Source organism: Streptomyces sp. LS1784 (genome assembly GCF_020103755.1).
In the GTDB taxonomy this organism is placed as follows: domain Bacteria; phylum Actinomycetota; class Actinomycetes; order Streptomycetales; family Streptomycetaceae; genus Kitasatospora.
In genome coordinates this window covers 1-545 of the sequence record NZ_JAHSQD010001281.1, presented here as the reverse complement: position 1 = coordinate 545, position 545 = coordinate 1, and the positions used below count along the sequence as shown (strand labels likewise).

At 74.1% G+C, this 545-nt stretch carries 1 protein-coding gene; it reads left to right on the top strand.

Going from position 1 to position 545, the window contains the following annotated elements; all coding sequences use genetic code 11:
* Positions 1–98: 98 nt before the first annotated feature.
* A complete protein-coding gene (locus KS423_RS46985; protein WP_224285714.1) occupies positions 99–329 on the top strand; it encodes a hypothetical protein in 231 nt (76 codons plus the stop codon).
* Positions 330–545 lie beyond the last annotated feature (216 nt).

The window sequence follows — 545 nt, the reverse complement described above, 5'->3', positions numbered from 1 at the left end:
GGCCCGCCGCAGGCGCTCCCGGCCCGCCGCGCGCGCCCCCGTCCGGTCGGGTCGACCCCGACGCGCGCGCCCCCGTAAGCGGCGGGTAAGTTGGAAACGTGGACAAGAGGAACGCTTTGCGAGCCGGCGCGGTCTCCGCAACGGTCACGCTGATGATGCTGCTGTCGTCGCCCGCCATGGCCTTCACCCGGGACGACGGTGACGACCCGGGTTCCGGCCTGAGTGTCGGTGAGACCATCGGCCTGTACGTGGTGATCCCGCTCGTCGCCTTCGCGATCATCGCCGGTCTGGCCGGCATGCCGTACGGCGGCAAGGGCAAGAAGAAGTAGCCGTCGGGCCCGACCGGGCCCGTACGACGTCCATCCGGACGTTCCACGTCCACCAGGACCCGCACGACCCCGAAGGGGCGCCGGACGATCCCGTCCGGCGCCCCTTCGGGGTGTTCGCGCACCGTCAGCGGGCGCCCGCCGCACGGTCGGCCGCCTGGGCCTTGAGCGCGCGCTCGACGCCCGCCCGCGCCTCGACGACCTGGCGCCGCAGCGCCG